The sequence below is a fragment of the Ferruginibacter sp. genome (assembly GCF_031430955.1).
GTDB lineage: Bacteria > Bacteroidota > Bacteroidia > Chitinophagales > Chitinophagaceae > Ferruginibacter.
This window is the reverse complement of the sequence record NZ_JANPCM010000659.1, coordinates 1-8,139: the sequence shown is the minus strand read 5'-3', so window position 1 is coordinate 8,139 and position 8,139 is coordinate 1. Positions and strand designations below refer to the sequence as shown.

The following is an 8,139-nucleotide window of genomic DNA, read 5'->3' as shown; positions in this document are numbered from 1 at the left end:
GTTCTTTTTCTTTTTTCGATGGCTTTTAGAATATGTACAGCACATTTTTCCGAACTCATCATTTTTCCCTCATCCATGGGGGTTTCGCCCTGCGATTTTCCCTTTTTGTTTAATGCTGCATTCCTGATATTGGATGTTGTAAAGCCCGGGCAAACCCACATCACGTTTACCTGGTGATCGATCATTTCGGTACGTAATGCTTCCAAAAATCCGGTCATGGCATATTTACTGGCTGAATAGCCGCTACGTCCCGGCAAACCCCTGTAACCTGCAATGGAAGATACACCAACAATGGTTCCCTTTCGCTCAATAATGGAATCGAGCGCCAGTTTGGTGCAATATAATGTTCCTTTAAAATTAATATCCATTACTTTTTCTATTACTTCCACATCCAGGTCTTTAACCAGGGCCCTCATGGAAATACCGGCATTGTTGATGAGGATATCGATACCGCCAAAAACCTGTATGGTTGTTTCAATAAAATTTTTGCAATCGTTGTAATTACTTACATCTGCTACAATGCTGTGCAGGGGTTTGCCCGAGTGCAGTAACTGAAGATCGTACAATTTATCCTGGTTGCGGCCACAGGTAGCTACTTTAGCACCCAGGTGAATCAGTGCATCAACCAATGCTTTACCAATGCCATCGCTGCCGCCTGTAATAACTACTACTTTGTTTTTGAAGAAATCTGTATTCATATAATACAAAAATAGAGGGATTAATTTGCCGAACACAAATTTAGTGAATAAAAAAACCCCCGAAGGCGGGGGTTTGTGAACTGGCAGGGACTCGAACCCTGGGCCCTCCCGATAAAAATCGGGATGCTCTACCAACAGAGCTATCCAATCAATGCCATAATATATTTCCGTGATTTTTGTTTTTTAATGTATGCTTCCCGCTGTTTTGCCAATGATAAATTTTCAAATTGTTCTTTATAAACCAGTAGCCAGGGCATACCCGTTGCAGTAAATTTTGAATGACCAATATTATGTTCGTAAAGCCTGCGTTCTATATCTGTACAGGCGCCCACATAATATTTATTCAATTTTTGCGAAAATAAAATATAACAAAAAGGCATAAAAATAAAAACCCCCTAAACGGGGGGTTTGTGAACTGGCTGGGACTCGAACCCAGGGCCCATACATTAAAAGTGTATTGCTCTACCAACTGAGCTACCAATTCAACTCTTAAAATTTTGGATTGCAAAGATAGGGGTATCAGTTTAAATAATACCAATCAAAAAATGATTTTTTCCACGAAAAATAAAAATTGTTGATAAGCTTTTTTTAAAGCGCCATCAAACTGCATCCTCTAATATCACTATTATCCATGCGGCCCAGCACTTCAAAACTTTCGTTGCTGTACAGGCGGCCCACATCTGCAGTAGCTATAAAACTGCAACTGTAAATATTGGCAAGGTCAATAATATTAATAACTCCGGTTATTGGTTTTTCTTGTAAAGCATCAGCTATAAATATTGCAAAAGGATCATCTTCTTCTCTTATTAAAACTTTCATCCAGGGCGGGCAATGAAAAATACCATCGCCTTTTGAATAAGCCTGCGATAATAATTCCGTCATTCCATATTCGGAATGTATGAGGCTTACACCTAAATTATTTTGCAGCCGACTGTGTACCTGCTGCCTTGTCATTTCTTCCCGTCTGCCCTTCATGCCACCGGTTTCCATAACAATGGTATTGCGTAATTGTATTGGATGTTTTTCTGCAAAATCAAGTAATGCATAAGTAACTCCAATTAAAAGGGTTGATTGTTTTAAAATTTCGTTGTGTAAAATAGTCTGCAGTAATTTATCGTAATCAGATAAATAAAAACCGCTTAAATTATTATCGCTTTGCTTAATCAATTCTTCCACCATAAATACTAAAGAAGAGTTATTGCGCTCTAAATAAGAAGGTAATAAACCAAGAATACATTTGTTTTTCGCCTGGCCATAAAATTTTTCGAAACAGGCAGTAAAACTTTTTTTATAAACAGCAGTATCCCTAACTAAATGCCGGCTGTTAACGGATGATGTGGTGCCGCTGCTTTCAAAAATAGTTTCTGGCTCAAAGTAAGAAGCTTTAATTTCATGAGTTTTAAAAAACTCAACAGGTAAAAAAGGAATTTTTGTAATGGTATCAACCTGGCTTGGCAAAATATTGAGTGTATTGCAATAATTGCGGTAAACATCGTTATACCGGTACTGAAAATTGAATAATTCTACTGCCAGTTCAGTAAAATTAACTGATGAGGCAGCAAAAATTCTTTTTTCGAGGTCTGTATTTTTAACGGGTTGTTTCAATTTGTATTTGTAAATTTGAATTATTAAAATTACACGATGCGTTACACACTTTCAATATTTACGGTTGCCATTCTTTTTTTTGGTTGTAAAAAAGATAAATTTACAACTGTTCCGCAAATCACTTTTAAATCTGTAAAACCTAATGCCTGGTTATCTACTAATACTGCTGTGCAAAAAGATATTGCACCCGTACTCACCATAAGGGTTACTGATGCAGAAGGCGATCTGGGATTAAAGGTTGGTAAAGATACTTCGCTTGTGTATATTAAAAATCTTACGAACAACTTAATAGATTCTTCACAACTTCTTCCAAATATTGGTACTTCGGCTAAGCCAGATTTTCAGGCAGATATTGCAATAAATTTATTTTCGGTAATGGGAGGCAACCCCAATTCAAATGTAAGGCCCAGGGTGGATACTTTATATTTTGAAGTGTACATAAAAGATTTTGCAAAAAACAAAAGCAACGTTATTAAAACCAGCGATCCGGTTTTTTATATTGTTCAGTAATGCGGCTGCTTTACTTCCTTCTTTCTCATTCTATTTTTATTGCAATTTGTGCTGTGTCCCTTTGTTTTCAAACAGCTTTATTACTGCATATTAATTTACCCGTTTATTTATTTGCATTTATTTTTTTCTCTACTCTCTGCAGTTATAATTTTTACTGGCTGTTAAGCGGCTATGCTTTTGCCGGCCAATCACTGATACAGGTTTTAAAACAATATTATACTAATGTTATTGTATTGGTATTAGCCTGTGGAGGATTACTTTTTTCTCTTGTAAGAATTCCACAATTATTACCTGTAATTATTATAGGGTTAATTTTAACTTTATTGTATACAATACCGTTGTTGCCTTTTAAAATATTTCATCTTGCAAGAAAAGCAGGGCTGGTAAAAACTTTTTTACTGGCTTTTACGTGGACGTTTGTAACAGTTTATATCCCTTATTATTTTGCACCAACTGTACAGTTTAGTACATTATTAATGCTTTTTATTAACCGCTTTTTATTTATGCTGATGCTCTGTATTATTTTTGATGCAAGAGATACCAATATTGATAAAATACGTGGCTTGCAAAGCCTTACGACTATTTTAAAACCCACGACAGTTAAATATATAATGATTGCAATTTTTGCAGCTTACATTATTAATGGTATTGTGCTAAGGATTTATTATAACGAACCCGAACAAATAATTGCATTATTGCTAACCGGGCTTATTACAGCCATAGTTTATTTTTTCTCACAAAAAAAGCAAGGTTATTTTTTTTATTATTTTTTGGTTGATGGGCTGATGTTATTTTCTGCTTTAGCTACTTATGTGGCAAGTATTGCCCCTATCCCCTAAAGGGGAACTGCAACTTTTTAAGTTGAAGTTTTTGATAAAATCTTACCATTTTAAGAAGTTGTTTGAATTAATCTAAACCGAATGCAGTTTGGCTAAAGCCATTGTATTTTCATTGCATTACCACGCCTTTAAAGGCGTGGTAATGCAAATTGATGTTGCCGGCTTTAGCCAAATAAAAAAAATAATTAACTCAAACAGCTTCTAAGGTTATTGAAATACAGAATTATTAAATGCACAATGCTAATATGATAAGTATTTAGTTATTTTGCCATTATAAATAAATACAAATGGCAAAAGCAAAAAAAGTAAAAAGTATTTTAACCGATCAGTCTTATACATTTTTAAAAAACTACATCAACAACCCTTCGCCAACAGGTTTTGAAACCAGCGGGCAAAAAATTTGGCTCGAATATTTAAAGCCTTATGTTGATACGCACTTTACAGATCCGTATGGTACTGCTGTAGGAGTAATTAATCCTGATGCGCCATTTAAAGTAGTTATTGAAGCACATGCCGATGAAATAAGCTGGTTTGTAAATTATATTTCGGCCGAAGGATTAATTTACTTAAAACGTAACGGTGGAGTAGATCATCAGATTGCACCATCTATGAGGGTTTTTATTCATGGTAAAAAAGGCCCGGTAAAAGCGGTGTTTGGCTGGCCGGCTATCCACACCCGTATGAGTAATAACGATGGTAAAGAAACACAGCCAAAGGTTGATAATCTATTTTTGGATTGCGGCGCAAGAAATAAAAAAGAAGTGGAAGAACTGGGTATTCATATTGGTGCAGTTGCCACTTACGAAGAAGGTTACGAAGAGCTGGCCTACGATTATTTAATTGGCCGTGCATTTGATAACCGCATTGGTGGTTTTATGATTGCTGAAGTAGCAAAATTATTAAAACAAAATAAGAAAAAACTGCCCTTTGGTTTATACATTGTAAATGCAGTGCAGGAAGAAATTGGTTTACGTGGTGCCGAAATGATTGCACGAAGGATAAAACCCAACATCGCCATCATTACCGATGTAACACACGATACATCCACACCAATGATTAATAAAATGATTGAGGGAGAATGCAGTTGCGGTAAAGGTCCTTCGCTGGCTTTTGGCCCTGCAGTGCATAATAAATTATTGGATGTTGTGCAGAACACAGCTGCTAAAAATAAAATACCGGTGCAGTTACGCACCGTTAGCAGGAGTACGGGTACCGATACCGATTCGTTTGCATATGCCAATGATGGCTGCCCTTCAGTTTTAATTTCTATTCCACTGCGTTATATGCATACCACTGTAGAAATGCTGCATAAAAACGATGTTGAAAATACTATTAAGCTGATGTATGAAACTTTATTATCGCTGACTCCTAAAACTAATTTGAGTTATTTTTAAACAATATCCATGCATAAGGGGTTAATAGCATTAATTGTGGTTGCAGGTATAAGCCTGGCTTCTGTTGCAATTATTTTTATGAAGCAATCAGCAGCTAAAGGGATAAAAGAATCAGATAGAATTTTGGAGGAGTTTAAAAAAGTTGATGAAAGTTTAAAACAATCAAATACTGTAATAGATTCAGCAAAAAAAATTTTGCATGATTCTCTGTTGAAAAGTATAAACAAATAAATAATGGATGACAGGTTTACAAAATATTCAAAACTATATTTTCTTATTTTTTTATTATTTCTTTCTGTACCTGTAATCATAGGTTTATTTGTTGCTGTAATGTATGGTTTATCCACGCTTGTTTCTTCAAGGCCAATGGATATTATTTATGAGTTATTAATTATTTCTATTGCACCTTCCATTTTTGCAACAGTATATTTTATTTTTTTTAAGAGAACAAAAAAGCATCCGTCTTTTATTGTAAAAATAATTTCTTATATAGTATTTATAATTGGCTTTTGCAGTTGCATTGTTGTACTCGTAAAAGATTATACCATTTTTTTTAATAAACAAGTTTCTGATACCGAGGGGTACTGGGGCTTTGGTTTAATTTTTTTAGCAGGTAATGTTGCTGCGCTTTTTGCTGTTGCCATACTGCAGGCATTTACCACAAATAAAGAAGAGGACTGGTTAGAGAAAAGAAAAAAAAAGCAGGATTAATTTTTTCTTTTCTGCGCTATCCCCGAAATCTGCGGGCAAACTTTCATAAAAAAAATTCCCCGCTAACACTAACGGGGAATAATCAAAACCAACTGTATACTTATGAAAACATTTTCTTACTGAATAGTAATGTCTTTAGTTGTAGCTTTTACTTCTTCTTTTTTAGGCAGGCCTACATGTAAAATGCCATTTTCGTATTTGGCACTAATATTTGCCGCATCAATTTTTTCATCTAAAGTAAAAGTGCGTTTAAAAGATTTTGCACTAAATTCTTTGCGGATTACTTTATCTGTTTCACTTTTCGTTTCTTCTTTTTTCTCTGCACTCACCGTTAAAATTTTGTCATCTAATTTTACATTAAAATCAGTTTTTTCAAAACCGGGTGCCGACACCTGTAAATGGTAAAAGTCATTTTTTTCTACAATGTTTACAGGAGGAAAACCTAAAACATCTTCTCTCATTGTTTTTCCAAATGTTGCTGGCAATTCATTAAAAAGTTCGTTCATTAATCCGTCGAAAGATTTTGATAGCGGATTGTTTGTTTTTACAAAAGTCATGGTTATATAATTTTAATTTTTAAAAAATTGTTTTACACTTAATATTCTTCAAACAGTATTCCAATTGAATTTTTACGTCTTTCTTTCATTTTTTAACCAATTTGATAGACACAATGTCTGATTTGGTTCATCTTTACTGACAAAAATTCCTTTTCCTTTTTAAAATAATATTCCAAATATGGTAAAATGGATTTTAATTTTATAGTGGTTTAAACAGAATAAGTGCATAATTTTGCCCTCTAAATAAAAATCTACTACACATGTATCCAGAAGAAATTGTAATACCAATGAAGGAAGAGCTTACTGAAAATGGCTTTTCCGAAATGCTTACATCTGCCGATGTTGAGCAAAATATTAATGATGAAGGCACTACTTTAGTTGTAATTAATTCTGTTTGCGGTTGCAGCGCCGGTACTGCAAGGCCCGGTGTTTTAATGGCTGTTAATAACAGCGCAAAAAAGCCCAATCATCTTACCACCAGTTTTGCAGGCTTTGATGTTGATGCAGTAAAAAAAATAAGGGAACATTTATTACCTTATCCTCCATCATCTCCATCAATAGCTCTTTTTAAAAATGGACAGCTGGTACATTTTATAGAAAGGCATATGATTGAAGGCAGAAGTGCACAAATGATTGCCGAAAATTTAATTGGCGCCTTTGAGCAGCATTGTAACTGATAAAAATGATGGTTAGTAAAATAGAAAACCTCCTGCGCAAACAGGAGGTTTTCTATTTTACGATAAATAGTTCACTACATTTTTTTGGTATCGAGACTAAATTTTAAACGGGCAAAATAATATGCACCATTAAAACCCATTTGCTGCACCCGCCTGCTGTACACAAAGCGTCCCAGGCTTACATTGCCACTATGATTATGCATATCCTGGTACACATCAAATAAATTATTTGCGCCGATGGTAAAACCAACTTGCTTTGTAATTTGATAAGACAGTGAAAGATCAGTTACTGTTTTTGCACTAAACTGCTGGTCCAGTGTTTCTTTTTGACCCGTAAAAGCATTTACCGGAAATGCAGTTGGGTTTGCAGGATTTATTGTTGGATCAAGATATTCAACCTTGCCAAAATTTACCATCCTTAACATTGCCCCAAACTTTTTAAATTTATAATTAAACGTAAGGCTGATCTTATTTTTAGGATTAGCCACTTCGATACGGCTCTGGTCTTCACGGTTAAAATAGCTCCCTAACTGCCCGCTGTTAACTAAAACATCTGAAGCATGAATGATGGGTTTTCCATCGGCGCCTTTTTTTACTTCGTTATCAATAAACGTCATTGCCAAAGTGGTTTTAAAAGAATGGTTGCCGGTAAAAACGGTATTGTAAGAAAGTACAGCCTCTAAACCTTTAGCACGGGTATCAATAGCATTGGTAAAAAAGTTGGCAGTGTTGGCACCCGCCGCAGTTAACTGCGATTGTAAAGCGGCATTGTTTCCGCCATTAAAATTATTTGTAAGTACAATGCGGTTATCAATATCAATCTGGTAAGCATCTACGGTAATTTCAAAACCTTTAAATGGCCTTGCAGTTAACCCTACAGAATAATTATGGCTGGTTTCTTCTTTTAATTTGGGTATCCCTAATATTTCTGCAGCTTTACTGTCGTTGGTAAAAGTGCCTGCTTCCACAGGTACTAACGAGGTGCCATTACTAACAAACAAGGTATTTGTTTTTGCATAAAATTTTTGTTGCATCGATGGCGCTCTAAAGCCTGAACTTATAGAAGCCCTCAAATTAAATTGTTCGCTGAATTTAAAACGGCTGGCCAGTTTATAATTTAAAGTAGATCCAAAATCGCTGTAATTTTC

General features: G+C 35.0%; 11 protein-coding genes and 2 tRNA genes. 6 read left to right on the top strand and 7 right to left on the bottom strand.

The window, feature by feature from the left end; all coding sequences use genetic code 11:
• The 5 genes from ACY65O_RS18705 to ACY65O_RS18685 all read right to left on the bottom strand — a co-directional run.
• A partial coding sequence (locus ACY65O_RS18705; protein WP_462222376.1) for an SDR family oxidoreductase occupies window positions 1-698 on the bottom strand: 698 nt, incomplete at its 3' end.
• A 76-nt stretch (window positions 699-774) separates the two neighbouring features.
• Window positions 775-844, bottom strand: a tRNA-Lys gene (locus ACY65O_RS18700).
• Window positions 839-1,078, bottom strand: a complete 240-nt coding sequence (locus tag ACY65O_RS18695) for a GIY-YIG nuclease family protein (RefSeq protein WP_462222375.1) — start codon at window positions 1,076-1,078, stop codon at window positions 839-841. Before ACY65O_RS18695 ends, ACY65O_RS18700 begins: the two co-directional genes overlap by 6 nt.
• A gap of 31 nt (window positions 1,079-1,109) precedes the next feature.
• A tRNA-Lys gene (locus tag ACY65O_RS18690) sits at window positions 1,110-1,182 on the bottom strand.
• A gap of 104 nt (window positions 1,183-1,286) precedes the next feature.
• On the bottom strand, window positions 1,287-2,303 hold the full coding sequence (locus ACY65O_RS18685) for a LuxE/PaaK family acyltransferase (protein WP_462222374.1): 1,017 nt from the start codon (window positions 2,301-2,303) through the stop codon (window positions 1,287-1,289).
• A 36-nt stretch (window positions 2,304-2,339) separates the two neighbouring features.
• Between ACY65O_RS18685 and ACY65O_RS18680 the strand changes: the two genes are divergently transcribed.
• The 5 genes from ACY65O_RS18680 (at window position 2,340) to ACY65O_RS18660 (ending at window position 5,757) form a co-directional block, all read left to right on the top strand.
• On the top strand, window positions 2,340-2,813 hold the full coding sequence (locus ACY65O_RS18680; RefSeq protein ID WP_462222373.1) for a hypothetical protein: 474 nt from the start codon (window positions 2,340-2,342) through the stop codon (window positions 2,811-2,813).
• Entirely contained in the window at window positions 2,813-3,652 is an 840-nt protein-coding gene (locus ACY65O_RS18675; protein WP_462222372.1) for a UbiA prenyltransferase family protein, read from the top strand. The genes ACY65O_RS18680 and ACY65O_RS18675 overlap by 1 nt, the downstream gene beginning before the upstream one ends.
• 287 nt (window positions 3,653-3,939) lie before the next feature.
• Window positions 3,940-5,046 (top strand): M42 family metallopeptidase, encoded by a 1,107-nt coding sequence (locus ACY65O_RS18670; RefSeq protein ID WP_462222371.1) that lies wholly within the window; start codon window positions 3,940-3,942, stop codon window positions 5,044-5,046.
• Window positions 5,047-5,055: 9 nt separating this feature from the next.
• Complete coding sequence (locus tag ACY65O_RS18665; protein WP_462222370.1) at window positions 5,056-5,277, top strand: hypothetical protein; 222 nt, start codon at window positions 5,056-5,058, stop codon at window positions 5,275-5,277.
• 3 nt (window positions 5,278-5,280) lie between these two features.
• Complete coding sequence (locus ACY65O_RS18660; RefSeq protein WP_462222369.1) at window positions 5,281-5,757, top strand: hypothetical protein; 477 nt, start codon at window positions 5,281-5,283, stop codon at window positions 5,755-5,757.
• A 116-nt stretch (window positions 5,758-5,873) separates the two neighbouring features.
• On the opposite strand, the gene ACY65O_RS18655 is transcribed toward ACY65O_RS18660, so the two are convergent.
• The gene (locus ACY65O_RS18655) at window positions 5,874-6,314 is read right to left on the bottom strand and encodes an Hsp20/alpha crystallin family protein (RefSeq protein WP_462222368.1); all 441 of its coding nucleotides are present in this window, start codon (window positions 6,312-6,314) and stop codon (window positions 5,874-5,876) included.
• 260 nt (window positions 6,315-6,574) lie between these two features.
• Here ACY65O_RS18655 and ACY65O_RS18650 point away from each other — a divergent pair, with 260 nt between their 5' ends.
• A complete protein-coding gene (locus ACY65O_RS18650) occupies window positions 6,575-6,991 on the top strand; it encodes a BrxA/BrxB family bacilliredoxin (protein ID WP_462222367.1) in 417 nt (138 codons plus the stop codon).
• A gap of 74 nt (window positions 6,992-7,065) precedes the next feature.
• Here the strand turns inward: ACY65O_RS18650 and ACY65O_RS18645 are convergent.
• Window positions 7,066-8,139, bottom strand: a 1,074-nt coding sequence (locus ACY65O_RS18645) for a TonB-dependent receptor domain-containing protein (protein WP_462222366.1), incomplete at its 5' end; no start/stop codon positions are given.